The 24493-nt window shown below is 73.3% G+C and carries 23 protein-coding genes; 8 read left to right on the forward strand and 15 right to left on the reverse strand.

The genetic code is table 11. From position 1 onward, the window contains the following. Nucleotides 1–92: 92 nt before the first annotated feature. Entirely contained in the window at nt 93–1109 is a 1017-nt protein-coding gene (locus tag AB0D10_RS36475) for an NADP-dependent oxidoreductase (protein ID WP_360264125.1), read from the forward strand. A gap of 188 nt (nt 1110–1297) precedes the next feature. On the opposite strand, the gene AB0D10_RS36480 is transcribed toward AB0D10_RS36475, so the two are convergent. The 7 genes from AB0D10_RS36480 to AB0D10_RS36510 form a co-directional block, all read right to left on the reverse strand. Further along, complete coding sequence (locus AB0D10_RS36480; RefSeq protein ID WP_360264128.1) at nt 1298–2749, reverse strand: WGR domain-containing protein; 1452 nt, start codon at nt 2747–2749, stop codon at nt 1298–1300. Nucleotides 2750–2886: 137 nt separating this feature from the next. Beyond that, nucleotides 2887–3312 carry an SsgA family sporulation/cell division regulator gene (locus AB0D10_RS36485; RefSeq protein ID WP_360264131.1) on the reverse strand — a complete coding sequence of 142 codons (426 nt, stop codon included), beginning with the start codon at nt 3310–3312 and terminating at the stop codon, nt 2887–2889. A 33-nt stretch (nt 3313–3345) separates the two neighbouring features. Next, complete coding sequence (locus AB0D10_RS36490; protein ID WP_360264134.1) at nt 3346–3954, reverse strand: response regulator transcription factor; 609 nt, start codon at nt 3952–3954, stop codon at nt 3346–3348. Further along, nucleotides 3951–5222 (reverse strand): histidine kinase, encoded by a 1272-nt coding sequence (locus AB0D10_RS36495; RefSeq protein WP_360264137.1) that lies wholly within the window; start codon nt 5220–5222, stop codon nt 3951–3953. The genes AB0D10_RS36490 and AB0D10_RS36495 overlap by 4 nt, the downstream gene beginning before the upstream one ends. A 15-nt stretch (nt 5223–5237) precedes the next feature. Beyond that, nucleotides 5238–5687: a hypothetical protein gene (locus tag AB0D10_RS36500; RefSeq protein ID WP_360264139.1), complete on the reverse strand. Its 450-nt coding sequence runs from the start codon at nt 5685–5687 to the stop codon at nt 5238–5240. Beyond that, entirely contained in the window at nt 5684–6388 is a 705-nt protein-coding gene (locus AB0D10_RS36505) for an N-acetyltransferase (RefSeq protein WP_360264142.1), read from the reverse strand. Before AB0D10_RS36505 ends, AB0D10_RS36500 begins: the two co-directional genes overlap by 4 nt. Then, complete coding sequence (locus AB0D10_RS36510; protein WP_360264145.1) at nt 6372–7307, reverse strand: methyltransferase domain-containing protein; 936 nt, start codon at nt 7305–7307, stop codon at nt 6372–6374. Before AB0D10_RS36510 ends, AB0D10_RS36505 begins: the two co-directional genes overlap by 17 nt. 490 nt (nt 7308–7797) lie before the next feature. Between AB0D10_RS36510 and AB0D10_RS36515 the strand changes: the two genes are divergently transcribed. The 5 genes from AB0D10_RS36515 to AB0D10_RS36535 all read left to right on the forward strand — a co-directional run bounded on the left by AB0D10_RS36515 (nt 7798) and on the right by AB0D10_RS36535 (nt 12537). Continuing rightward, complete coding sequence (locus AB0D10_RS36515) at nt 7798–9540, forward strand: ATP-binding protein (RefSeq protein WP_360264148.1); 1743 nt, start codon at nt 7798–7800, stop codon at nt 9538–9540. Between the two features lie 17 nt (nt 9541–9557). Continuing rightward, nucleotides 9558–9944, forward strand: coding sequence for a roadblock/LC7 domain-containing protein (locus tag AB0D10_RS36520; RefSeq protein ID WP_360264151.1), 387 nt, complete (start codon nt 9558–9560; stop codon nt 9942–9944). 64 nt (nt 9945–10008) lie between these two features. Then, entirely contained in the window at nt 10009–10368 is a 360-nt protein-coding gene (locus tag AB0D10_RS36525; protein ID WP_360264154.1) for a DUF742 domain-containing protein, read from the forward strand. Beyond that, nucleotides 10349–10972, forward strand: coding sequence for an ATP/GTP-binding protein (locus tag AB0D10_RS36530; RefSeq protein ID WP_360264157.1), 624 nt, complete (start codon nt 10349–10351; stop codon nt 10970–10972). Before AB0D10_RS36525 ends, AB0D10_RS36530 begins: the two co-directional genes overlap by 20 nt. Before the next feature lie 11 nt (nt 10973–10983). Continuing rightward, nucleotides 10984–12537 (forward strand): cytochrome P450, encoded by a 1554-nt coding sequence (locus AB0D10_RS36535; RefSeq protein ID WP_360264160.1) that lies wholly within the window; start codon nt 10984–10986, stop codon nt 12535–12537. A 101-nt stretch (nt 12538–12638) separates the two neighbouring features. Here the strand turns inward: AB0D10_RS36535 and AB0D10_RS36540 are convergent, their stop codons facing one another. From AB0D10_RS36540 to AB0D10_RS36550, 3 genes are all read right to left on the reverse strand, one after another. After that, the gene (locus AB0D10_RS36540; RefSeq protein WP_360264163.1) at nt 12639–14273 is read right to left on the reverse strand and encodes a metallophosphoesterase family protein; all 1635 of its coding nucleotides are present in this window, start codon (nt 14271–14273) and stop codon (nt 12639–12641) included. 159 nt (nt 14274–14432) lie between these two features. Next, entirely contained in the window at nt 14433–15221 is a 789-nt protein-coding gene (locus AB0D10_RS36545; protein ID WP_360264271.1) for an SAM-dependent methyltransferase, read from the reverse strand. Between the two features lie 269 nt (nt 15222–15490). Continuing rightward, the gene (locus AB0D10_RS36550; RefSeq protein ID WP_360264166.1) at nt 15491–16843 is read right to left on the reverse strand and encodes an MFS transporter; all 1353 of its coding nucleotides are present in this window, start codon (nt 16841–16843) and stop codon (nt 15491–15493) included. A gap of 127 nt (nt 16844–16970) precedes the next feature. Here AB0D10_RS36550 and AB0D10_RS36555 point away from each other — a divergent pair, with 127 nt between their 5' ends. Further along, nucleotides 16971–18575, forward strand: coding sequence for an alpha/beta hydrolase (locus AB0D10_RS36555; RefSeq protein ID WP_360264168.1), 1605 nt, complete (start codon nt 16971–16973; stop codon nt 18573–18575). Between the two features lie 79 nt (nt 18576–18654). Here AB0D10_RS36555 and AB0D10_RS36560 read toward each other — a convergent pair whose 3' ends face one another. From AB0D10_RS36560 to AB0D10_RS36570, 3 genes are all read right to left on the reverse strand, one after another. Continuing rightward, complete coding sequence (locus AB0D10_RS36560; protein WP_360264171.1) at nt 18655–19005, reverse strand: tautomerase family protein; 351 nt, start codon at nt 19003–19005, stop codon at nt 18655–18657. 114 nt (nt 19006–19119) lie between these two features. Then, entirely contained in the window at nt 19120–19512 is a 393-nt protein-coding gene (locus AB0D10_RS36565; RefSeq protein ID WP_360264174.1) for a ribonuclease domain-containing protein, read from the reverse strand. A 190-nt stretch (nt 19513–19702) separates the two neighbouring features. Beyond that, nucleotides 19703–20773, reverse strand: a complete 1071-nt coding sequence (locus tag AB0D10_RS36570; protein WP_360264176.1) for a phosphatidylinositol-specific phospholipase C domain-containing protein — start codon at nt 20771–20773, stop codon at nt 19703–19705. Nucleotides 20774–21106: 333 nt separating this feature from the next. Between AB0D10_RS36570 and AB0D10_RS36575 the strand changes: the two genes are divergently transcribed. Then, nucleotides 21107–21751: a dihydrofolate reductase family protein gene (locus tag AB0D10_RS36575; RefSeq protein ID WP_360264179.1), complete on the forward strand. Its 645-nt coding sequence runs from the start codon at nt 21107–21109 to the stop codon at nt 21749–21751. 133 nt (nt 21752–21884) lie between these two features. On the opposite strand, the gene AB0D10_RS36580 is transcribed toward AB0D10_RS36575, so the two are convergent. Beyond that, complete coding sequence (locus tag AB0D10_RS36580) at nt 21885–22760, reverse strand: geranyl diphosphate 2-C-methyltransferase (RefSeq protein ID WP_360264181.1); 876 nt, start codon at nt 22758–22760, stop codon at nt 21885–21887. A gap of 60 nt (nt 22761–22820) precedes the next feature. Then, nucleotides 22821–24278 (reverse strand): family 2 encapsulin nanocompartment cargo protein terpene cyclase, encoded by a 1458-nt coding sequence (locus AB0D10_RS36585; protein WP_360264184.1) that lies wholly within the window; start codon nt 24276–24278, stop codon nt 22821–22823. Nucleotides 24279–24493: the final 215 nt, after the last annotated feature.

The following is a 24493-nucleotide window of genomic DNA, read 5'->3' on the forward strand; positions in this document are numbered from 1 at the left end:
GCCGGACGGCCACTCCTGGCAAGCCACTGAAGGCAAGACCTCATCAGCCACATCCGGCCCTCCCGGGCCGAACAACACCTTACGGAGACCTCATGGCCGGAGACACCGCAGTCAACCGTCAGATCCGCCTCGCCCGACGGCCGGTCGGGGAGGTCCGGGCGGAGGACTGGGCGCACGGGAGCGAACCGGTCGGGGTCCCCGGGGACGGGGAGTTCCTGGGGCGTACCCGGTACGTGTCGCTGGACCCGGCGATGCGGGGGTGGCTGGACGACCGGCCGTCGTACCTGCCACCGGTGGGGCTGGGCGAGGTCATGCGGGCGGGTTCGGTGGTCGAGGTCATCGCCTCCGACCACCCGAAGTTCCGCGTCGGGGACCACGTGGTCGGGGCCTTCGGGGTCCAGGAGTACGCGGTGTCGGACGGCAAGGGCGCGATCACCGTGGATCCCGCGCTCGCTCCGCTGTCGACGTACCTCGGCGCCCTCGGGATGCCCGGCATGACGGCCTACTTCGGTCTGCTGGACGTCGGGGCAGTCAAGGAGGGCGAGACCGTCGTCGTCTCCGGCGCCGCCGGGGCCGTCGGCAGCATGGTCGGGCAGATCGCCAAGGTCAAGGGCTGCCGGGTGGTCGGCATCGCGGGCGGCCCCGAGAAGTGCGCGCTGCTCACCGAGGAACTGGGCTTCGACGCCGCGATCGACTACCGCGCCGAGGACGTCCGCAAGGCACTGCGCACGCACGCCCCCGACGGCATCGACGTCTACTTCGACAACGTCGGCGGGCCGGTCCTGGACGCCGCGCTGACCCGGCTCGCGATGCACGCCCGGGTGGTGATCTGCGGAGCGATCAGCCAGTACAACAACGAGACCGCCGTCGAGGGCCCGTCCAACTACCTGTCGCTGCTGGTACGGCGGGCGCGGATGGAGGGCTTCGTGGTGTTCGACTACGCCCGGCGGTACGCGGAGGCGGCCGCCGAGATCGCCGGCTGGATCGGCGACGGCCGGATCACGGTGAAGGAGCAGGTGGTGGAGGGCACCGTGGACGACTTCCCGGAGACCTTCGGGATGCTGTTCCGCGGCGAGAACACCGGCAAGCTGGTGCTCCGTCTCACCTGAGCCTCCTGACCCGGGCCGCGCCCGCCGGTCCGGATCTCCCGGCCCAGGTCCCCGGTCCGGATCTCCCGGCCTCGCCCGCCGGTCCGGATCTCCCGGCCGCGCCTGCCGGTCCTGATCCGGCGGTCGGGCCTTCGTCGAGGAGACCCGTCGGGCGGCCGCTTCCCCGGAGCGGCCGCCCGGGGCCCCGGTCAGACGAGACGCTTGATCTCGCCGCGCGCCCGGTAGAAGCCGCCCGACGCGGACTCCCGGACCTCGGCGACCAGGTAGCGCGCACCGGGCACCCGGACGTCCTTCGGGAACTGCACCCGCCAGGTGGGGTCGTAGCCCTGCGAGATCACCCGCACCCGCAGTCGGGTGCCGTCCTGGACGCACTCCACCTCGATCCCGCCGCCGGCCGCGCCGCCCGACGCCACCACGACCGTCTCCAGCTCCGCACCGGCCAGCACCGGCTCCCAGCCCGCGCTCCTCACCTCGGCGGTCTTCGGCAGGGTGCCGCCCTCGGCCGCCCGGACGGCCTGCTCGCTCGCGTCGAGGCAGGCCAGCGAACCGTCGGTGGTGACCAGGTAGAGCCGGCCGTCCCGGTACTGCATGCTGTACGCCGAGCCGCAGCCGGTGGCGAGCTTCCACAGCCGGGTGCCGTCGGCGGCGAAGCAGTACACCGACGAGTGGTTGTCCCCGGCGAAGACGTACTCGCCGTCCGGGGAGGCCGCGCAGGAGAAGACGGCGGCGTCACAGCGGTAGGCGGCCACCTCGGCGCCGTCCGACTTGCGCAGCCGGTGCACCCAGCCGCGCGCGGTGCCGGCGAACACCTCCTCGGCCTCCTGCCAGCCGAACAGCACCTCGCCCTGGGTGGGGGCGTGCCAGCGCGGGTCCCCGCTGCGGTTGTCGTAGCGGGCGACGCCGCGCGAGTGGCCGTGGTAGACGCCGTCGGTGTCGCAGCGCACCATCCAGCCGTCCCGGCCGTCGGCCTGGCGGCGCCACTGGAACTCGTCCTCGTGGTCCACCGTGGTCAGGCCGCCGCGTTCGTCGGCCACGCCGAGCACCCCGTCGTGGATGTCGAGCCAGTAGATGTCGACGTCCTGGGCGATCTCGTACGCGACCCGGGGGACCTTGCCGCCCAGGTCGTACACCTTGCCGTCGTCGCAGCCGGCGTAGATCCACCAGTCGTCCGCGACGATGCACTTGACGCCGTCCGGCAGACCGTAGCGGGCGGTGACCTCGCCGTCGTGGGTGAGGGTGTAGACGTCGCCGCGCTCGTTGCCGACCCAGGCGTGCTCCTCGCCGACGAAGATCCCGAAGGCGGGCGAGCCGGACCGGAACCGCCACAGCAGCGGGGCCTGGCGGGCGGTCGAGCGGGTGCTGACGATCTGCCGCCTGGTCACCGCGCGGCGCTGGCGCACGCCCCGGACGGCGGGGGCGTACCCCTTCCGGACCTTCTCGCCGATCTTCTTCGCGGCCGCGGCGGACGCCTTCTCGATGCTCGGGTAGCTGGTGGCCTTGCTCTGCCCGGGTTCGCCGATCCGCCCGTACCTGACGGTCACCACCGCACCGGCGATCCGCACCTCGTAGAACTTGTGCGCACTCCCCTCGTCCTCGGACAGTTCGAGGTACGTGACCTGCTCTTCCACGGCGACGGACACGACGAAGTCCCCTTTCGGGCAACGGTGATGGAATCACGGGGGCTGCTCCGGCCCGCCGACGGAACCAAAGCTATGCCCCCGCACCGACAGTCACCCCCTCGGGCGCCCGCCACCGGCACCGCAGGTCCGTGCGCGGCTCACGGGTCGGCACGCAGCTCCCTGATGAAGGCCTCCCAGTCCTCCTCCGTGGCCTCACGCGCCGCCCCGGCCGGGACGAGCCGGTAGGTCGCCGCGAGCCGGTCCGACAGGGCGGCCGCGGGCAGTTCCAGGACGGCGCTCGTCTCCCGGGAGGCCAGGCGCAGCCAGCGCAGGCGGCCGCCCTCGCCGCCGGGCACCGGCCGGATCCGGACGTCGCCGTCGCCGCTGCGCCCGGAGAGGCCCCGGTGCAGCAGCTCACGGCTGATCCGCCCGGTGACACTGCGGCCCCGGGGCGGGGTGAGGGTGACGGACACCAGCACGGGAGTGTCCGGATCGAAGCGGAAGTCCGCCCGCAGCGGCTGCCGCTCGGCGCGGCCCAGCACCCGCCGGATGTCCAACGAGAGTGCGGGAACGTCCTTCGGCACCTCGCCGGCGGCCGTCGGCCGGCCCGTCGGGGGTCAGAGCCAGCCGCGCTCGTCCGCGGCCCGCAGGGCCTCCGTCCGGTTGCGGGTGCCGGTCTTGGCGATGGCCGAGGAGAAGTAGTTGCGGACCGTTCCCTCGGAGAGGTAGAGCTTCGCCGCGATCTCGGCGACCCCGGCACCCGGGCGGGAGGCGTTCAGCACGTCGCGTTCGCGGGCGGTGAGCGGGGAGGCGCCCGCCGCGAGGGTGGCGGCCGCCAGTTCCGGGTCCACCACCCGCTCCCCCACCGCGACCCGGCGGATGGCATCGGCGAGCACCTCGGCGGGCGCGTCCTTGACCACGAAGCCGAGGGCGCCGGCCTCCATGGCCCGGCGCAGGTAGCCGGCCCGGCCGAAGGTGGTGAGGATGACCACCCGGCACCCGGGCGCCTGCTGGGCCAGGACGGCGGCCGCCGCCAGCCCGTCCAGTCCGGGCATCTCGATGTCGAGCAGGGCGACGTCCGGCCGGTGCTCCAGCGCCGCCGCCACGACCCGGTCGCCGCGGCCGACGGCGGCGACCACCTCGAAGTCGTCCTCCAGGTCGAGCAGGGTGCACAGCGCGGTGCGCACCAGTTCCTGATCCTCGGCGAGCAGCAGGCGGATCGTCATGTCGTCCGTTCGTGCGGGGAGTCGGAGGCGGCGGGGCCGCCGCGGGTGGCGGGGCCGGCGGGGCCGCGGCGGGTGTCGGCCGGAGGGACGGTGACCAACAGCCGCCACCCGCGCGGGGCGAGCGGTCCCGCCTCGACCGTACCGCCCGCCGCCGCGACGCGTTCCCGCAGTCCGGTGAGGCCCTTGCCGTCCGCGGTGCCGGCGCCCGGGCCGGCCGTGCCGCCCGTGCCGTGCTCCGTACCCGCGCCCGTTCGGTCCGTGCCACCCGTTCCGCCCGTTCGGTCCGTGCCGCCCGTGCCGTCGTCGCGGATCTCGACCGAGGTCGCGGTGAGCACCACCGAGCAGCGGCCGGCCCTGGCGTGCCGGACCGCATTGGTGATGCCCTCGCGCAGCACCCAGCCGAACAGTTCGCGGTGCTCCGGCCCGACCGCGTCCGCCGCCCTCGGCAGGTCGGCCACCACCCCGGCAGCGCGCAGCAGTTCGCGGGCCCGGGCGAGTTCACCGGCCAGGGTCACCTCCCGGTAGCCGGTCACGGCGGCGCGGACGTCCGACAGCGCCTGCCGGGAGAGCGTTTCCACGCCCGCCATCTCGGCGACCGCGAGGTCCTTGTCCTTCCCGGCCAGTCGCTGCGCCAGCCGGGACTTGACGGTGATCGCGGTCAGCGAGTGGCCGAGCAGGTCGTGCAGGTCCCGGGCGATCCGGTCCCGTTCGGCCTCGGAGGCCAGCCGGGCCACCTCGGCCCGGGCGGCGACCAACTCCTGGTTGGTGGCGGCGATCTCGGCGAAGGCGCCACAGGTGAGCGAGGTGAAAAGCAGGGCCAGCGCCTGGAATCCGCCCGGGCCGGTGTGCCAGGGGCGCACCGCCCAGGGCACCAGGAAGGCCGCCGCAGTGGCGACGGTCACCACTCGCGCGGCCTGTTCGCGCCACAACACCGCGACGGAGGAGACGACCACGGTGGCGAGGAAGAAGGCGTCGCCGTGGGCGAACGGCAGCGCGGCGACGAACAGCGCGGTCATCACCACCAACAGCGGCTTGATCCAGTGACGTCGGCCGCGTTCGAGGGCGAGGGCGGTCAGCGCGTAGCAGAGGCAGAACACGGCGACCACGGCGTACCCGGCGCCCGCCGCCGCCCCGGAGACGTTGCCACTCACGGCCACGGCGGTGAGCGCCGGGAACACCAGCATCCCGGCGCCCAGCAGGAGTCGCCGTCGGCCCCGCCCCCAGCGGGGAGCGGGGCTCCGTACGGTCTCGCGGTCGAGGTCGGTCACCCTCGCGCCCCCTCCTCAGAGCCTGGCGAACAGGGTACGCAGGTGCCGTCCGTTGACCAGGACGGCCACGCCCAGCAGGGCGAGTCCGCACAGGCCCTGCTCGACCTTCATCCAGACCGGGAAGACCCCCGGCAGGACGACGATCGTGACGATGGCGGCGAGCATGACGGTCGCGATGATCCGCAGCCGCCGGAACGCGCCGCGGGAGCCACGGCCCGCGCGGACGGTGAACAGCAGGGTCACGGCGGCACCGAGAACCACGATGGTGCCGCGGACCCAGACCGCGGGGGTGACGACGGAGGGGTGGTCGCGGAGGGCGAAGGCGGCCACCAGCGTCAGCACGCTGAGGCCGAGGTAGGCGAGGACGAACCGGTGCACGGTCCGGAACGCCCGTCGGGTGTCGGGGTGGTGCAGGCCGGCGACGGCTTCGGGAGCGGGTTCGGTGTGGGTGTCGGTGGAGGTCATGGACCCATCGTGGGTGCGGGCCCGGCACGCAGGGCAGTGTGCTCGCACACCGGCCCGCCATGACAATTGTCAGCACCGGCCGCCGCCGGCCCGGTGCCCGGCAGACCCGGCAGACCCGGCATGTCCAGCATGCGCACCATGTGCAGCTTCGCGACGGCCAGTCCATCCACCAGGACGGCTCTCGGCTCCCGCCCCCACACCTCGAAACCGCAGTCGGTGTAGAGCCGCAGCGCCGCCTCGTTGCCCTCCGAGACGGTCAGCAGCACCTGCCGCAGCCGCCCGTCCTCGCCGGCCGTCCGCAGCACCTCGCGCACCAGCGCCCGGCCGACCCCCCGGCCGGTGGCAGTACGGGCCACCGCCATGCCGTACAGCGTGCCCTTGTGCCGCTCCTGGCTCCGCCTTGCCACCTTGAGCCCGGCGGTGCCGATCAGCGTGCCGGTGGCGTCGAAGGCCCCGAGCAGGGCGCCCGGCCCGTCCTCCGCCTCGGCGAGGCGGTGCAGCGTGGCGGCCATCGGCTTGGCGCGTTCCTCGGCGTGGCCGGAGGTGAAGGCGCTCGGTGTCTCGCGCAGTGCCTCCAGGCGGAACGCCCGGTACTGCTCGGCGTCCGTGCGGCCCAGGCGGCGGACGGTGACGGGCCCGGGGCCGTGCCCGGGAGCCGACGTGGGCGCGAGTGTGGGCGCGGGCTCAGCCGAGGCGGACACGGGTGCACCTCGTCACGTACGGCAGGGCGATCGCGTCCCGTCCGGCCAGGTCCGGGTGGGTGGCGAGCAACTCCTCGACGTCGGCCAGCAGTCGGGCCCGTTCGTCCTCCGGCAGCGCGATGACGTAGCTGCGGGACGCGACCATGTCGACGATCCCGGCCCGCGTGGTTCCGTGCTCCCAGCGGATCTCCAGCCGCTCGGGCGCGCCGAACGGTGCCGGGAGGACCGGCTCGGTGTCGATCCGCTGCCGCGCCGAACGGTGCATCAGCGCGCCGAGTTCGGCGGCCCAGGGCTCCGTCTCGTCCCGGACGTTCCACACCAGCGCGAGCGTCCCGCCGGGGGCGAGCACCCGGGCGATCTCGGGCACCGCGGCCGCCGGGTCGAACCAGTGCCAGGCCTGCGCCACCACGACGGCGTCCACGCTCCCGTCCGCCAGCGGGATGCGCTCCGCCGAGCCCGCCCGTACGGCCGCCCCGGGGACCGCCGCGGCCAGTTGCGCCCGCATCCCCTCGTCGGGCTCGACCGCCACCACGTCCAGGCCCGCCTCGACCAGCAGCCGGGTCAACTTGCCCGTCCCGGCGCCCAGATCGAGCACCCGCCGGGCCTGCCGCGGCACCGCCGACCCGATCAGCGCCTGCGGGTAGCCCGGCCGCCCGGCCTGGTACGCGGCCGCCGCGACCCCGAACGACCGCGCCCGGAGCCGCTCCGCCCACCGCCGGGTCGCCCCCTGCCTGGTCATCCCACAGGCCCGCCCGATCTCCTCCCAGGTCGCCTCCCGCCCGCGCCGCAACTCCTCCACCACCTCGGTCCGCCGCTCCTCCAGCGCCTCGATCACCCCCGACAGCCGCCGCAACCCCTCCACCCCGCCCCCACCGGCCACATCCTCCGCCACCCGCCGACCAAGATCGTCCGTCTCCATGCGCCGCACTGTACGGACCGCACCGCGAATCCGTCAACGATCGTTGCGTCCGAGAGCAACACTTGTTGCCACCGCCCGCGCGACGGGCCCCGGGTGGCCGGGGTGTGGACGAGCGGATCAGTCTCGGCGGTCATCGAGGCCTCCGGGTGATCAACCGACAAAGGGTTGACGGATATCAGCGGCCATAGCACGAACTCGGTGAGACGCGTGGGGACTTGGAGCGGAAACCCTTCACATGGGGGAATCCGGCCCGGGTTGGCGGTGCGGGGGGCGCGAGGCGAGAAGCCTGGTGCGGGGCGGCGATCCGCCGGATGTGGGACTGGTGTGCGAGATGTCGGGCATGTCCGGCAAGTTGCCACAAGTCGGTTGAGGGGCAGTATTTTTGAGCTTCGGTCAGGATTGTCCTGAACTTGGCTATGCTGCAGCACCACGCCCTCCGGAGCCGGTCGCCGTCCGTCCCCGTACTGTTCCGATCGTTTGAGGATGCTGAATGCTTCGAGCTGGATCGTCACCCGCCAGACGGCGCCCCACGCCCCTGCTCGGCTGGTTGCTGCCGACGGCCGTGATGGCGGCGGCCGTGGCGGTCGCCGTGGCGGTGGTGGCCGCCGGGGCCCGGGCCGGGGTGCTGTGGTGCGGGGCGACGGCCACCGTGCTGGTGGCCGTGGTGGCCGCCGAGTCGGCCCGCCGGGGGCGGGCGTTGGCCGAGCTGCGTGACCGCAGCACCCGGCAGGCGGAGGACCTGCAGCGCCGGCTGGCCGGGCAGGAGGACGAGCTGGCGCGGCTGGCCGAGGTCGAGCTGCGCCGGGTCGTCGCCGGGGCCCGGTACGGGTACTCGATGGACGTGCTGCTGAACCCGATCGAGCAGGACCTCGTGTCCGTCTCCCCGCGGTTCCGCAGGTCGCTGGTGTCCGTGGCGCGCGGCATCGCCGTCGCCGTCGACGACGAGGTCAGCCGGCGTGACTCCGCCGAGCGCGCCTTCGTCAACATCGCCCGCCGGGTCCAGGCGATCATCCACCGGCAGGCCAAGGACCTGCGGGAGATGGAGGACCGGCACGGCAACGACCCGGCGGTCTTCGACGACCTGCTGCGCCTGGACCACGGCAACGCGCTGACCGGCCGTCTGGCCGACAGCATCGCCGTCCTGTCCGGCGCCCGCCCCGGCCGTCAGTGGACCCGGCCGATCGCGCTCTACAGCGTGCTGCGCGGCGGCATGTCCCGGATCCTGGAGTACCAGCGGGTGGACCTGCACCCGGTGGCCCAGATCTCGGTCACCGGCCCGGCCGTCGAACCGCTGATCCACGCCGTCGCCGAGCTGCTGGACAACGCCACCCGGTACTCGCCGCCGCACACCCACGTGCACCTGAGCGCCTCCGAGGTGCAGAGCGGGATGGCGATCGAGATCGAGGACGGTGGCCTCGGCCTCACCGACGAGGCCCGGGCCCGCGCCGAGCGCGCGATGCGCGAGGCCATGGTCTCCAAGGACTTCGACGACCTCACCGAGTCCCCCCGACTGGGCTTCGCCATCGTCGGCCGGCTCTGCCAGGCGTACGGCTTCCAGGTGTCGCTGCGCCGCTCCGCGTACGGCGGGGTGCGCGCGGTGCTGGTCGTACCGCAGGAGCTGCTCACCACCGCGCCCCCGACCGGGCGGGCGCACGGCATCGGCGCCTTCTCCGGTCCTCGCCCGCTCCCGCCGAACCCGCCCCGGCACGCGGCCCCGACGCGGCCCTGGGGCGCCCGGACCACCTCGGCCGGGGTCGGCCCGTCGTACGGGTCGACCAGTCCGTGGGGTTCGCCGTCCGTCTCGGCGACGGCCGGGGACGACGAGGTGATCGTGACCGAGCGGACGGCCAACGGGCTGCCGCAGCGCCGGCGCCGTCCGTCGCTGACCCGCACCTTCGCGGCGCCCGCGCGGCCGGCGCCCGCCGCCCCGCAGCCCGCCGGTCCGACGGCCGGGCCCGCGGCCGGGCCGGGTCCGGCAACCGGGCCGGCGGGGCAGGACCCCCGCCCCGCCAAGGAGCCGAAGCAGCCGGGCCTGTGGCTGGAGGCGTTCATGGACGGCATCAAGGGCACCGGGTCCGGCCCGTCCGCCGGGCAAGCCGGTCCCGCCGGGCAGGCCGGCCAGACCGGGCAGACCGGCCAGGCGGGTGCGGTCGGCCGGCCCGGTGCGCCCGGGAGCGGGCACCCGGGCCCCGGACACACCAGTGAAGAGACGGCAGGGAAAGGCGAGCAGTGATTCCGCACCGCAGCAACATGGACTGGATCCTCAACGACCTCGCGCACAGCGTCCCGTGCGTGCGCCACGTCATCGTGCTGTCCGGCGACGGCCTGCGGATCGCCCAGTACGGCACCGACCCGGACACCGCCGACCGCCTCGCCGCCGCCTGCGCCGGGCTGCAGAGCCTGGCCGGCGCGATCGGGCACGAGTTCCCGCACGGCGACGGCTCGATGCGGCTGGTGGTGATCGAGGTGGACGGCGGCTACTTCTACCTGATGGCGGCCGGCGACCGCGCCTACCTGGCGGTGCTCGCCGACGAGGGCGTGGACGCCGGGCTGGTGAGCCACCAGATGCGCGACCTGGTCGCCCGGATCGGCGAACACCTGTCGACGCCGCCGCGCAATCCCGAGGCGGTCGCGTGAACCGGCCCGCGCCGCCGTCCCGGCGGCGGAGCGGGTCCGCGGACGAGCACAGTGAGGCGGTTGCATGACGGCAGACCAGGGCGGCTGGGACGGCCCCGAGCCCGACCGCCTGTACGTGATCACCCGAGGCCGCAGCGGTCCGTCCGGGCCGGGGGTCTTCGACCTGGTCACCCTGATCGTCTCGCGTGCGGATCCGACCCCCGCCCTGCAGCCCGAGCACGCGGCCATTCTGCGGCTGTGCCGCTCCCCGCTCTCGGTGGCGGAGGTCTCCGCCTACCTGGAGCTGCCCACGAGCGTGGTCACCGTCCTGCTGGCGGACCTGCTCGACGACGAACTGATCGAGGCCCGCGCCGCCGTCCCGGCGGCGGAACTTCCCGACCGGGCCCTGTTGGAGGCGGTGATCCATGGTCTTCAGCGGCTCTGACACGCCGGCCGGTCCGGCCGGTGCGGACCTGCTGCCGGACACCGTCACCACGGCGGTCAAGGTGGTGATCGTGGGGGGCTTCGGTGTCGGCAAGACGACGCTGGTCGGCTCGGTCAGCGAGATCCGCCCGCTGACCACCGAGGAGACCATGACCCAGGCCGGGGTCGGTGTGGACGACCCGACCGGGGTCGAGCACAAGACCTCGACCACCGTGGCCATGGACTTCGGCCGGATCAGCATCAGCGACCGGCTCGTGCTGTACGTCTTCGGCACCCCCGGGCAGGAGCGGTTCTGGTTCCTCTGGAACGGCCTGTTCGAGGGCGCCCTGGGCGCGGTGGTGCTGGTGGACACCCGCCGACTGGAGGTCAGCTTCGAGGTGATCGGGCGGCTGGAGGAGCGCGGCGTCCCGTTCGTGGTGGCCGTCAACGGCTTCCCCGAGGCGCCGAGCTTCGCCCTCGACGAGCTGCGCGGCGCGCTCGACCTGCCGTCCGAGGTGCCGATCGTGGCCTGTGACGCGCGCAGCCGCGAGTCCAGCCGGGACACCCTGATGACGCTGATGCACTACCTGTACGAGCTGGCCGCACCGACCACCCGAACCCTGTGACCGGAGACCCCGTGACCACCCCGTTCCCCGACGACGCCGTCCCCTCCCCGCCGCCGGGCTGCCCGGCGCACGGCCGCGCCGACGGCCGGACCGACCCCGCGCCCTCGTTCGACCCTGCCTACCCGCCCGGCACGGCGGACGCGCCCGGTCCGATCGGCCCCGGCGGCCTGCGGCGCCTCTACGGACCGGAGGCCGAGTCCGACCCGGCGGGCCTCTACGAGAAGCTGCGCGCCGAGTACGGCGAGGTGGCCCCGGTGCTGCTGCACGGTGACCACCGGGCCTGGCTGGTCCTCGGCCACGGCGCCAACATCACCGCGATGCGCACCCCCTCGTTGTTCTCCCGCGACTCGCGGCTGTGGACGGCCTTCCGCACCGGTGAGCTCTCGATGGACTCCCCGCTGCTGCCGGTGATCGCCTGGCAGCCGATCTGCGTGTTCGCAGACGGCGACGAGCACCGCCGGCTGCGCGGCGCCGTCCTGGACGGCCTGAACCGCTTCGACCGGCGCGGCATCCGCCGCCACGTGCGGCGGTTCACCACCGACCTGGTCCAGGTGGTGGGGCCGACCGGCCACGCCGAGCTGATCACCCAGTTCGCCGAGCACCTGCCGATGCTGGTGATGACCAAGCTGCTCGGCATGCCCGACGAGTACGGGCCTCAACTGGTAGATGCTGCACGAGACTTGATGAAGGGCACCGAGACGGCCATCGCCAGCAACGAGTACGTGGTGGCCGGCCTGCGCCGGACCATCGCCCTCAAGCGGGAGGCGCCCGGCGACGACCTCACCAGTCGGCTGCTGGCGCACCCGGCCGGGCTGACCGAGGACGAGGTGATGGAGCACCTGCGGGTGGTGCTGCTCGCCGCCAACGAGACCACCGTCAACCTGATCGCCGACTCACTGAAGATGGTGCTCACCGACCCGCGGTTCCGCGCCCACCTGTCCGGCGGCCAGATGACCCTGGGCGAGGCACTCGACCAGGTGCTGTGGGACTCCCCGCCGATGTCCCTGGTGGCCGGCCGCTGGGCGACGGCCGACACCGAGCTGGGCGGGCAGCAGATCAAGGCCGGGGACCTGCTGCTGCTCGGGCTCGCGGCGGGGAACGTCGACCCGGTGGTCCGCCCCGACCTGGCGACCCCGCTGTACGGCAACCGCTCGCACCTGTCCTTCGGCGCGGGACCGCACGAGTGCCCGGGCCAGGACATCGGGCGGCACGTCGCCGAGGCCGGCATCGACATCCTGCTCACCCTGCTGCCGGACGTCCGGCTCGCCGTGCCGGAGGAGGAGCTGACCTGGAGCTCGGCCTGGATCTCCCGGCACCTGACGGCGCTGCCGGTGGAGTTCACCCCCCGCGACATCGAGCCGGACCCGGTGTCGGTCGCGGAGGCGGAGCGGGCGGCCGCGGTGGCGGCGGAGGCCGAACGGGCGGTGGACACCGAACGGGCCGCCCGGATCGGGGCGGCGTCCGCGGGCGCCGGGGCGACCGGGCCGGCCGCCCCGACCGTCCCGACCGTCCCGGCGCAGCGGCGCAGTTGGTGGGACGTGCTGACCGGCGTCTTCCGCCGGTGAGTCGCCGTCCGCCCGGCGGCTCCGGGCGGACGGCGGCGCAGTGGCGCCGGGCGGGGCGGGGCGGAGCGGTCGGGCACCCAACGGCTCCGCCCCGCCCGGTGTCAGCCGTCGCGCCCGTCGGTCCGGCGCCGGTAGAGGGTGAAGGTGTCCACCGGCGTGAGGTCGCCGTGCGGCCCGTCGAAGGTGTAGTAGGTGACCTTCATGGTGGTGGTGGCACCGCGCCGGTCGCCGGGGTCGACCTCGAAGGCGGCGAAGCCGTGGGCGTGTTCGCGGTCCTGGACGGCGGCCCACGGCGCGTCCTCGGTGAGCCAGACCGACTCCCGGTAGGGCGCTCCCGGCTTGGGGTCCTCCAGCCCGACGACGACCCGGCCCTTGGGCACCGGGAAGAGGTCGTCCTGGGTGGTGGCGGCGTTGCCGCCGGCACCGATGATCATGTGGACGGTGCCCCGCCCGGTGTCGATCATGTCGGTGCGGGTGTCGGTCGGCACCGGGGTGCGGGTGTCGTTGGGCAGCGTGCCGCGGACGGGGTGGGAGCGCTCGTAGTAATGCTCGTGGCCGCACAGCACCAGGTCGACCCCGTAGGCGTCGAACAGTTCGCCCCAGGTCTCGCGGATGCCGAGGTCGCTGCCGGCGCCGTGCATGGAGCTGGAGATCATCGGATGGTGCATGCACACCACGATCCAGTCGATCCCCCGGTTGCCCCGGGCGGCGCGCAGTTCGCGTTCCAGCCAGCGCCGTTGGGCTCCGCCGGAGTAGCCGCGGAGGTAGATGTCGCCGGAGTTCTGGATGGCCACGTCGTCGTTGGCGAGGCTGATGAAGCGCACCGAGCCGACGGTGAAGGCGTACCACATGCCCCGGGTCTCCTCGTCGGAGGAGGCCGTGGAGTCGGGGAGGGAGAAGTAGGCCTGGTAGCCGAGGGCGCCGATCGGCCCGTTGCCGCCCTCGTTCTCGTGGTTGCCGACGCACGGCATCCAGGGGCGCAGCCGGGTGGAGCGGCTGTTGCTGATGAACCAGTCGGCCCAGGTCGCGGTGCGGCTCTGGCCGTGGCGGCCGGCGTAGGAGGAGTAGCAGAGGTCGCCGTTGATGAGGTTGAACAGCGGGCCGACGCGTTCCACGGCGGAGACGATGTCGGCGGAGGCCGAGGTGCCGACCTGGCTGCTCATGAAGACCGGGTACTTGCCGAGCGGCGAGGGCATGCCGTCGGGGAAGGTGATCCGGCGCCGGAGGTTGGGTGCGGCCTGGTCGCCGAAGCTGGTGAAGGTGAAGGGGGCGCGGCCGCGTGGGGCGGTGGTGAAGGTGCCCGTCTCGGCGGCGGTGCCGTCGTGGCCGGCGCTGTAGAGGTAGGTGGTGCCGGGGCGCAGGCCGGTGAGGCGGGCGTGGTGGACGTACACGTCGACCTTGTCCAGCGAGTCCCGGTAGGTACGGGTCTCGGCCTGGACGACCCGGCCGAGACCGCCGTCCGTCGTGCCGTACCGGACCTGCGGGCGGCGGACGGACTGCGGGGTGAGCCAGGAGACGGTCATCTCCGTACTCGCGTCGGTGCCGAACTGCAGGTGCAGGCCGGTCACCGCGGCCGTGCCGACCCGGTGCGGGGTGGTCTGAAGTAAGGGGCCGGTGGGCGCGTCGTCGGCCGGCCCGGCGGCCGCGGGTTGCGCGGCCGCCGTCGAACCTGCGGCCACCAGGGCGGCTCCGGCCGCCGATGTGCCCTTGAGGATGGATCTGCGTGCAATGGTCATGAGTCTCCGCCTGTCGAGTGGGGGATCGACGGGCAGTCACTTTAATGGCATGTACACGCAAAGACGATCGTTTCTGCGCCCTCCGGGTTTGACGGTCGTCGAAATGACGGAATATCGGCGGTGGCAGGCCGTAGCCGAACGGCCGCGCCCCACCGCCGGCTACACCTTGCGGCCCACTCCCCCGTACACCGGGACCTGCTCGTCGGCCAACGACGGGGACGGGGCCTCGCCCAGCTCCGGGTGCCAATGGTTGATCAGCACCACACCCGGGGCGTCGAGTTCGAGCCCCGCGAAGAAGCGCTCCACACCCTCGCGGGACCGCATGTGCACCTCGATCCCGGCCTCCGCGTAGCGGCGGGCGCCGATCTCGGCCCGGTCGGGCGCGGTGTCACCGGTCCCGGCGGTCAGCGCGAGGAAGCTGCCGACGGGCAGCGCGTCCAGGAGCTTGCGGACGGGCGGGTGCGCGGCCTCGTCGGAGAGGAAGTGCACGATGTTGACCAGGGTCAGCGCGACCGGCTCGGTCAGGTCCAGGGTGGCGGCCACCCCCGGGTCCGCCAGGAACAGCTCCGGATCGCGCAGGTCGCCCTGGACGTAGGCGGTACGGCCCTCGGGGGTGCTGGTGAGCAGCGCGCGCGAGTGGGCCAGCACGATCGGGTCGTTGTCCACGTACACCACGCGGGACGCCGGGTCCACCGACTGGACGATCTCGTGCAGGTTGGGCGCGGTGGGGATGCCGGTGCCGACGTCCAGGAACTGCCGGATGCCGTGCACCTCCGCGAGCCGGCGGACCATCCGGTGCATCACCGCGCGGGCGGCGGTGGCTCCTTCGCGGGCGCCGGGCAGGTCGGCCATGACGCGGTCGCCGACCTCGCGGTCGGCGGGGAAGTTCGTCTTGCCGCCGAGCAGGTAGTCGTAGACCCGGGCGGAGTGCGCCCGGTCGGTCCGCAGGTCGACCTGCGGCGGCGCCTCGAAATCGGCCTCGGTGAGCCAGCTATCGGAGGCGTCGACGCCGAACGCATCGGTGCCGGACGCGTCGGTGCCGAATCCGGCCGCGTCGGGTGCGGCCGTCCCCGGCGCGCCGACGTCGAATGCGCTGCGCTGCGACCCGCTGCCCCTTGCACTGTCCGGTGCACTGTTGTCCGGCGTGTTGGCGTCCACGCTCGCCCTCCCCGTTCGGCGTCTGTCCGGACCACTCAACCACAGCCGATGATCGTCCGTCAGTCGGATGCGGGTGAACGCCCGGCCACGGTCCGGCCCTTCGCGACGGCGGCCGCGAAGGAGGGCACCTTCGTCGCCGTCAGCAGCGCGAGGGCCGGACCGATCGTGCAGACGGTGACGTACCAGGGGATCACGCCGAGGCGGTGCCGGTCGCCCAGCCACTCGGCGAGCAGCGGGAAGGTGCCGCCGAACGCGGCGATGGTGGCCGCGTTGACCACGCCGAGGCCGACCGCCCGCACCTCGGTCGGGAACAGCAGCCCGGTGAAGACGTTGAGAGTGCCGAGCACCGTCGCCACCAGCATTCCCAGCAGCACGGCGACGACCTGGAACGGCAGCCAGCCCTGGCGCAGCCCCGCGAGCAGCAGCCCGACCAGCGGGATCGGCAGGCCGAACCCGATCCGGGCGACCGGCAGGAGACCGAAGCGGTCGGCGGCGGCGCCGGTGAGCAGCATGGTGACCAGCACCACCCCGAGCACCACGGTCATGAACGAGGCCGCCGACTCCTTGTCGATCACGTGGTACGCGGCGGCGTACTGCGGCAGGTAGACCAGGGCGAAGTAGTAACCGACCGTCCCGCCGAGGGTGTTGAGGAAGACGGTGAGGGCCGCCCACCGGTGCGTGCGGAGCATCCGCAGGAACGGCGGGCGGCCGCCGACCGCCGCGTGTGCCCGGGCCCGATGGAATTCCGCACTCTCCGGCGCCGACCGCCGGACCCAGACCGCGGCCAGCCCGAGCAGCCCGGCGACCACGAAGCCCCAGCGCCAACCACCGTTCTCCAGACCGGACTTGCCGATGGTGTGGATCAGCAGCGTGAGTACCCCGAAGGAGAGCAGCGAGCCGAGGATGATCCCGCCGTAGGACACCGAGCTGAAGGCGAAGCGGTGCCGCGGCGGGGCGGTCTCGGTCACGTACGCGGCCACGCTCGGCGCCTCCCCGCCGAAGGCAAGGCCCTGCACCACCCGCGCGACGACCGCCACCACCGCCGCCCAGACACCGATCCCGGCCTGCCCCGGCACCGCCGCGATGCCCAGACTGGCCGCGGCGATCACCGTCATGCCGAGGCTGAGCGCGAACCTGCGCCCCCGGGTGTCGCTGAGCCTCCCGATCAGGTACGAGCCGACCGGCCGGGCCCCGAAGCCCACCGCGAAGGTCACGTATGCCCCGAGCATGCCGCTGACCCCGTGCTTGCCGTGCCCGAAGAGGTCAGCCGCGAAGTACGGCGCGAGGACGGCGTAGATGTTCCAGTCGAAGGACTCGACCACGGACCCGACCGTCGCCGCCGCCAACTCCCGCCGCCGACCGCCGACTTCCGACCGCTCACGGAGCGGGATCACCGCACTGCTGTCTGTCATGACCTCAGCATGACACCGTTCGGGGCACGGTGGAATCGGGCGGCCGCCGGGTCCGGTGAGGGGTCGAGCCTGAAAATCCGATGTGACGGATGTGACAACCCGGTGATATTTGTGTGCGGTGCATTCGATGATCACCCGAACCTCCCGACGCGCCCTGCCCGCCGCCGCCGCGACCCTCGCCGCCGCCGCCCTGCTGGCCGGCTGCACCGGCGGGAGCAGCGGCAAGGCCGCGCCCGCGGCCACCACGGCCGCCGCCGCCGCGCCGAGCGCCGCCCCGACCCCCACGCCGACGGCCAAGCCGACCGGCGCCGCCGACCCGGCGCTCAAGGCCTTCTACGGCCAGCAACTCGCCTGGGCCGCCTGCCCGAAGGACCCGCAGAACGACGCCGACACCTCGGCCCTGCAGTGCGCCTCCCTCAAGGTGCCGCTCGACTACACCGCCCCGGCCACCGGAGCGCTGGACGTCGCCGTGGTGCGCAACCCCGCCACCAAGGCCGACCAGCGGATCGGCTCCCTGCTGCTCAACCCCGGCGGCCCGGGCGGCTCCGGCGTCCAGATGGTCACCTACAGTCCGAAGGACTTCGACGGCCCGGTCCACGACCGGTACGACATCGTCGGCTTCGACCCTCGCGGCGTGGCCGGCACCAGCCCGCTCAAGTGCCTCGACGACCAGGCCCGGGACGGCTGGCTCAACACCGACGCGCCCGGCGACGACCACGGCAAGCAACTGGCCGACGCCTGCCAGGCCAAGTACGCCCAGGTCCTCCCCTTCGTCGGCACCCGCAACACCGCCCGGGACATGGACGTACTGCGGGCCGCCCTCGGCGACCAGAAGCTCAGCTACCTCGGGATGTCCTACGGCACCTACCTCGGCTCGCTGTACGCCGAGGAGTTCCCGGACCGGGTCGGCCGGCTCGTCCTCGACGGCGCCACCTCGCCCTCCTTCTCCCTGGTGCAGCACAACATCGAGCAGCAGGCCGGCTTCGAACGCGCCCTGAAGGCCTTCGCCGCCGACTGCGTCACCAAGAACCCGTGCCCGCTCGGCACCGACGCCGGCCGTGCCCCGCAGAAGCTCGCCGACTTCCTCGACGGGCTCAAGGACAAGCCGCTGAAGTCCTCCAAGGGCCGCACCCTGACCTCCAGCGCGGCCTGGACCGGTGTGATCAGCCGACTCTACGGCGGCGAGAAGGCCTGGAGCGGGCTGCGCAACGCCCTCGGCTGGGCGATGGCGCGCGGCAAGGCCGACGACCTGCTCACGCTGGCCGACAGCTACAACGGGCGTGACAAGGACGGCCACTACGAGGCCTCGGCCGACGCCTACACCGCCATCCACTGCGCCGACGGCGCCACCGACGCCCCGGCCGGCGAGCAGCTGCAGGCGGCACTCACCGACCTCGCCGCCAAGGCCCCGCTGGTCAGCAAGCACGACCCGCTCTCGGCGCTCTTCGACCCGGACTGCCGGATCTGGCCGTTCCGCGCCACCGAGAAGCCGCACGTCATCACGTCCACCGCCACCGCGCCGATCATCGTGGTCGGCACCACCGGCGACCCGGCCACCCCGTACGCGTGGGCCGAGAAGCTCACCGCCGAGCTCGGCAACGCCGTCCTGCTCACCCGCGACGGCGAGGGCCACACCGCGTACGGCGCGAGCAAGTGCGTCCGCGCCTCGGTCGACGCCTTCCTGCTGGACGGCACCGTTCCGGCGGCGGGAACGCACTGCCCGACGGACTGATCCCCGCCCGGACGACAGCGGTCCCGCGTGTCCGGCTTCCCGGCCGGGCACACGGGACCGCTGTGCTTCCGCCCGCCGGTCAGTGCCCGGCGTGGTGGACGAACCGGTAGGTGTCGCGGTCGAGTTCGGTGACCTGGACGCCGATGGCGGCGGGCACGCCGATCGCGGAGCGCAGGACGGCGAGCACCCGGTCGGTCAGTTCGGCGCGCTGTTCGGCGCTGCGGCCGGCCAGGATCTTGACCTCGACCAGGACGACGGCCTCGCCGGTGGTGCCGTCGCCGACCCGGTGGTGGCCGGCGGGGCGGAAGACGGTCTTGCAGTCGGCCACGGTGGTGTCGATGACGCCGGTGATCGCCCGGTGGACCTCGTCGGCCAGGGCCGCCCGGTCGAGGTCGAGTTCGGCCGAGTGGTCGACCAGGATCTGTGGCACGGGAACCTCCCAGGGAGTCGGACGGTGCGGGGCCGACGCTATCGCGGGCACGCCGCAGGCCCCGGCGCGGGGGTGCGGCGCCGGGGCCCTGAGGAAGTGGTGTGTCGGGCCGGGTCAGCAGCCGAAGTCGACCTTGCGGAACGTCACGTAGTGGTCGGCGGTGTAGTAGTCCTCGTGGTACTGCTTGCCGGTGATGATCCGGCGGGTGCCGCGGGTCGGGGAGCCCGGAGTCACCACGGTGTACTCGTGGTAGTAGCCGGTCGACTGGGAGGGCAGCACGCGCTCCCGATTCCGGAAGACGACGCCGTCCTGGCTGTACGGGAACGGGCCGCCGGAGGCGATCAGGTTCAGGGTGGTGCGGGCCTGGGAGGGCAGCGCGGACTTGCACACCGAGCCGCTCACCGCGGCATGCGCCTCGGTGGCGACGGCGATCGGCGCGAGGGTGACCAGGGCAACGGTGGCGGTGGCGGCGACGCGGGTCTTCCACGCGCGTAGAGTTCGGGTCATGACAACCAGCATGGCGACGGTCCGGGCCGCCCGGAAGCCCTGATCCAACTCTTCATCCGGGGTCAACTCGACGTACTCACAGGCGACGTGACCTGGTCGGTCACCGCCGGTGCCGACTGCCACCCGCGAGGCGGAGACGGCCGCAGGACGGCGGGGCAGCGGGCCGGGCCGGCCCGCCGCCGTCCGGGCGTCAGCCGCGCGGCAGCACCAGGGACTGCACGGCCGTCACCTTGCGCCAGTCGCTCGACACGATGCTCGCGTGCGCCTTCGCCAACTGCTGGGCCCGGGACCGCGCCTGGTCGGCCGTCGGGTCGGTGCCGCTGATCTCCGGCGCGACCTTGTGGGCGTCGGTCATCACCAACAGGTAGTGCGCGGCGTCGTACCAGGACGTGTCGATGCCGTTGAGGTAGGTCGCGGCGTCACCGTCGAAGACGACGAACCACGGCCGGATCGAGGCGTCCGCTCCGGTGTACCGGCCGCGCGGGTCGCCCGCCGCGGCGCCCAGCACGGACGGGAACACCTGGGCCTGGCCGATCCGGCCCGCCGCCGCCAGGTCGCGCAGGTGCCGCCCGTACTCGACGTCGGTGTGCAGGGTGTCGAAGGGGTTGCCCAACTCGACCGTTCCCGGGATCGCGTAAAGCAGCACCTTCCCGGCGAGCGCCGAGCGGCTCGGCCAGTTGCCCGCCCGCACCGCTGCGTCCAGGCTCGGATAGGAGCCGCCGCCGGGCTTGGCCAGCAGGTCGGCGGGGCGCAGCACGGCGGACCCGAGGTGCTGGGCGATCAGCGCGTCCAGCTGGTCGGGGCCCATCCCGAGGTTGGCGGAGAAGCCGGGCTTGAGCTCCAGCTTGACGACCAGCGGCCCGGCCGCCGGGTGCGCGGCGAGCCAGACCCGGACGTCGTCCAGGCAGTTCTCCAGGTTCTTGTCGGTGCCGCCGCCGTAGAGCTGGGCGGGGGTGGTCGCGGCGGTGCAGTTGTTGCCGTTGCCGAGCGGGTTGGAGTGGCTGACCTTCCACTCCTTGGTGACGACGTTCGGCCAGAGGTCCAGCTCGATCATCCCGGTGCCGGTGTCCAACCCCTGGGCCAGGTACGGGAAGGCGGCCGGGTCGTAGGTGTTGTGCAGGCCGACGGTGGTGGCCGAGCCGAACGGCAGGTCGCCCGTGCGGCTCGGGGCGGCGTCCGCCGGGGCGGTCGCGAACAGCGCGGCCGCACCGGCGAGCAGGCCGGTCGCGAGGAATCCGGACAGGGTACGGCGCATGGTCATGGGAACCCCCCGAGGTTCGGAACGTGCGGGCCGCCCACCTCCGGGCGGCCCGACGAAGCATCGCCGACCCGGGCGTGCTTCGCATGAAGAAGGCACGACAATAGCGTGACGGGTGCACTGCTTCTCCCCCGGTCCCCTCCCCTTCGTCCACATCCGGCACTCGGGCCCGGCCCGCACGGGCCGGCCCGGACGCCCCCGCACGCACGGACCGCTGCCCACGCCACGCCAGGCACGGTGACGGAGCCTCAGGACACCGGGCCCGCAGGTTAGCGTGGGCCCGCGAACAGGGTGCGGGCCAGCCCGCACCGAGGCGCCGAACGGCGGAGGAAGCCGATGTCCCTGGTCCGGGTCCACAACTTCTCGATCTCCCTCGACGGCTACGGCACCGGCGAGGGGCAGAGCCTCGACGCGCCGTTCGGCCACGCGGGCCACCGGCTGCACGGCTGGTTCTTCGGCACCCGGACGTTCCGGCGGATGCAGGGCAAGGAGGGCGGCGACACCGGCGTGGACGACGCGATGGCCCGCACCTGGGGCGACGGCATCGGGGCGGAGATCATGGGCCGTCACAAGTTCGGCCCCCAGCGCGGCCCCTGGCAGGACGAGGAGTGGAAGGGCTGGTGGGGCCCCAACCCGCCGTTCCACACCCCCGTCTTCGTCCTCACCCACCACCCGCGCCCGACGCTGGAGATGGAGGGCGGCACGACCTTCCACTTCATCGACGCCACGCCGGAGGAGGCACTGCGGCAGGCCCGCGAGGCGGCCGGCGGCGGGGACGTGCGGATCGGTGGCGGCCCGCGCACCGTCCGGGCCTTCCTGGAGGCCGACTTGGTCGACCACCTGCACGTGGTCGTGGTGCCGATCCTCCTCGGCCGGGGCGAGTCGCTCTGGACCGGTCTCGAAGGGCTCGAACAGCGGTTCCGCACCGAGGCGGTGGCCAGTCCGAGCGGCGTCACGCACCTCACCTTCACCCGGCCGTAGCGGGGCCCGCGCGCACACGACGGTGGCCTCCCCGCATGCGCGCGGAGGCCACCGTCGAGCCGTACCGGCGGTTCCGGGCACGGAACGGATCGGTCCCGGATCGGTCCCGGATCGGTCCCGGAGCGGACCCGGATCAGACCCGGTCGGCCGCGATCAGCACGTACTGGAACGAGCCGTCCTTGTAGGACTCGATGAACGCCTCCTCGATGCCGGTGACCAGCGAGGTGGTGTTCCGCAGCTCCCAGTACGGCAGGGTGTCCGGGGTCAGGTCGATGACGGCCTGGGGCACCAGGCGGTTGTCGGCCATCGCCCGCAGGTACTCGCGACGGGAGTGGATGTTGCACTCGAAGTGGGCGTTGATCTGCGAGACCCACTTCGACGGCTGGCCGTAGCGCGGGTTCCAGCAGCCGGTAATGGTCACGTAGCGGCCGCCGACGCTGAGCACCCGGGAGTGCTCGGCCATCAGGTCGTGCAGGTCGACGTACATGCTGGACTCGTTGTTCCAGGAGCCCGCGACCGTCCCGGTCTCGACGGGCATTGCCAGCATGTTGGCGACGCGGGACCGGACGAAGTCGCCGATGCCGAGCTCGGCCGCGCGCTTGTTGCCGAAGTCGGCCTGCTGGGTGGAGAGGGTCAGGCCCTCGACCCGGCAGCCGAAGCGCTGGTGGGCCATCACCATCGAACCGCCGCGGCCGCAGCCGGCGTCGACCAGGGTGCCGTCGGCCGGGATGTCACCGAGGTGGTCGAGCAGCACGTCGGCCTGGGCGGACTCCAGGCGGTGCAGCTCGGCGATCACCTTCTTCTCCCGCTCGCTGTCGGCCGGGTCGCCGATCGCGGCGCGGTCGATCTCGCCGATGCCGTAGTGGTGGTGGTAGAGGCCGTCGACATCGCCCAGACGAAGGTTCACCGGGCGAGCCTCGTGGTCCCAGTAGCGTGCGATGTCACCCTGGTACGGAGTCGCGGGGCCCGGGATGGTGCCGGACGTGGTGAGGTCGTCGGTCAGGGACATGGGTCAACTCCAGGGTTCTTACGGATGGTCAACGGGAAACGGGTGGCGCCGGCGGGGCGGTCACCAGAAGTCGGGCAGGGTGTACCGGTAGGTGTTGGTCCGGTGCCAGTAGTGGTTGCCGTCGACCCATGCGGCCACGCCGCGCAGGAACCGTACGAGTGCCGGCACCGGGCAGGCGACGGCCAGCGCGGCCGCCTCGGCCTCGAAGGCGCGCATCAGGTCGTTGTGGACCTCGACGGCCTTCAGGTAGCCCTCCTTGCGCGGGACGCCCTCGCGTTCGGAGATCACCACGGGCAGGTTCAGGTGCAGTCCGGGGCTGGACAGCTCCTTGGTGTACGAGTACAGGTCGTTGACGATCGTGGTGGCGTTGCCGGCCAGCGCGATCACCCGTTGCATGGCGGGCAGCGCGTGCAGGTCGGCGGGCAGCTCGTAGCCGCCCACGGTGTCCGTGATCGTCGGACAGGGGCGGAAGTTGTTGAACTGGCGCATGGCCAGGTACTCCCACACCTCCGGGACGTGGTCGGTCTCGTCCCAGGCGGCCTCGGCCAGGTACCCCATGTGCAGCCGCGCCATGTCGTGCCGGAAGCGGTCCGACTGGGAGGGCGTGGAGGCGTGGGTGAAGTACTGCATCGCCGAGTGGTACGCCCGGCGGGGCGGGTCCTCGGACAGCGACGCCTCCCAGGCCGGGTGGTACTCCGGCGTGGTGTGCAGCGGGTCGAGCGCGGTGTGCGCGAGCAGCAGGCGGCTGCCCAGGCCGACCGGCGATCCGCCGAGGTCCTCGCAGTAGCAGTCGTCCACCGCGTTCTCGGCCACCATCAGGCGGGCCGCGAGCATCAGGTGGTCGACGCTGGGCGCGTCGGGGTGGCAGGCCACCATGTAGCGCCCGGTGGAGAACCCGTCGAAGTCCTTCTCCCACTCCGGCGGGTAGAGCTCGATCTCGTCGATCGCCCAGGCCTTGATCCTCAGGCTGAGCGCCTCCACCCGGGCCGGGTCGGGCTCGGCGATCGGGTGGTGGTAGAGACCGGGGATCGGGTCGCCGGCCCTGGGCTTGCCGCCGCTCGGTGCCTCGGCGGCCGCAGCCGCCCCGGGGACGGCCGGACCGGACAGCCCGGGCAGGGCGGGGACGTGCAGGGCGGGGACCTGCAGGGCCGGACCGGGCAGGTCGCGGGCGTCGGGCACCCGGACGTCGGGCACCACCGAGTCGGGCACCACCGCCTCGGACACCGGGGCCTCCGCAGTCGAGACCCCGGGGACCGGCAGCTCGGGTGCCGCGACCTCGGGTGCCGCGACCTCGGGTGCCGCGACCTCGGGTGCCGCGACCTCGGGTGCCGCGACCTCGAGCCTGAGCGCCTCGGCCGTCCGGGCGCCGGGCACCTCGACCTCCGGTGTCACGGCCCGCAGCGCCGGGGGCTCCGGCGTCACGGCCTCCGGCACCGTAGCCTCCGGCCTCAACTGCAGCCCGGCGGTGCCCAGTCCGGTAGGTCCGCGCAGGATCCGCTCGATCGCCGGGGAGCTCATGAGCCCACCGCCGTGGTGGCGGGCCCGGGTGGGGAGTCCGGTCTGACACGCAGGGGCATGAAGCCTCCTCTGGGAAGGATCGCACGATATGACGGACCGTCATACGGCTTGCCGGGAAGGGAACTCCGGGCCGTGGGACTCCGGGCGCCGGGGCCCGTCCGACTCGGTTCCCAACCGTAGGCGCGCAGGTGCGTTCCGGAACGCACCGGACGATC

This window comes from Kitasatospora sp. NPDC048545 (assembly GCF_040651155.1).
Lineage (GTDB): Bacteria > Actinomycetota > Actinomycetes > Streptomycetales > Streptomycetaceae > Kitasatospora.

What these genes read in the sequence shown, in the direction of transcription:
- AB0D10_RS36475 (WP_360264125.1), top strand. Translation starts at nt 93, where the DNA reads ATGGCCGGAGACACCGCAGTCAACCGTCAGATCCGCCTCGCCCGACGG.
- AB0D10_RS36490 (WP_360264134.1), bottom strand. Translation starts at nt 3,954, where the DNA reads ATGACGATCCGCCTGCTGCTCGCCGAGGATCAGGAACTGGTGCGCACC.
- AB0D10_RS36500 (WP_360264139.1), bottom strand. Translation starts at nt 5,687, where the DNA reads ATGACCTCCACCGACACCCACACCGAACCCGCTCCCGAAGCCGTCGCC.
- AB0D10_RS36510 (WP_360264145.1), bottom strand. Translation starts at nt 7,307, where the DNA reads ATGGAGACGGACGATCTTGGTCGGCGGGTGGCGGAGGATGTGGCCGGT.
- AB0D10_RS36515 (WP_360264148.1), top strand. Translation starts at nt 7,798, where the DNA reads ATGCTTCGAGCTGGATCGTCACCCGCCAGACGGCGCCCCACGCCCCTG.
- AB0D10_RS36520 (WP_360264151.1), top strand. Translation starts at nt 9,558, where the DNA reads ATGGACTGGATCCTCAACGACCTCGCGCACAGCGTCCCGTGCGTGCGC.
- AB0D10_RS36525 (WP_360264154.1), top strand. Translation starts at nt 10,009, where the DNA reads ATGACGGCAGACCAGGGCGGCTGGGACGGCCCCGAGCCCGACCGCCTG.
- AB0D10_RS36530 (WP_360264157.1), top strand. Translation starts at nt 10,349, where the DNA reads ATGGTCTTCAGCGGCTCTGACACGCCGGCCGGTCCGGCCGGTGCGGAC.
- AB0D10_RS36540 (WP_360264163.1), bottom strand. Translation starts at nt 14,273, where the DNA reads ATGACCATTGCACGCAGATCCATCCTCAAGGGCACATCGGCGGCCGGA.
- AB0D10_RS36550 (WP_360264166.1), bottom strand. Translation starts at nt 16,843, where the DNA reads ATGACAGACAGCAGTGCGGTGATCCCGCTCCGTGAGCGGTCGGAAGTC.
- AB0D10_RS36555 (WP_360264168.1), top strand. Translation starts at nt 16,971, where the DNA reads ATGATCACCCGAACCTCCCGACGCGCCCTGCCCGCCGCCGCCGCGACC.
- AB0D10_RS36565 (WP_360264174.1), bottom strand. Translation starts at nt 19,512, where the DNA reads ATGACCCGAACTCTACGCGCGTGGAAGACCCGCGTCGCCGCCACCGCC.
- AB0D10_RS36570 (WP_360264176.1), bottom strand. Translation starts at nt 20,773, where the DNA reads ATGACCATGCGCCGTACCCTGTCCGGATTCCTCGCGACCGGCCTGCTC.
- AB0D10_RS36575 (WP_360264179.1), top strand. Translation starts at nt 21,107, where the DNA reads ATGTCCCTGGTCCGGGTCCACAACTTCTCGATCTCCCTCGACGGCTAC.
- AB0D10_RS36580 (WP_360264181.1), bottom strand. Translation starts at nt 22,760, where the DNA reads ATGTCCCTGACCGACGACCTCACCACGTCCGGCACCATCCCGGGCCCC.
- AB0D10_RS36585 (WP_360264184.1), bottom strand. Translation starts at nt 24,278, where the DNA reads ATGAGCTCCCCGGCGATCGAGCGGATCCTGCGCGGACCTACCGGACTG.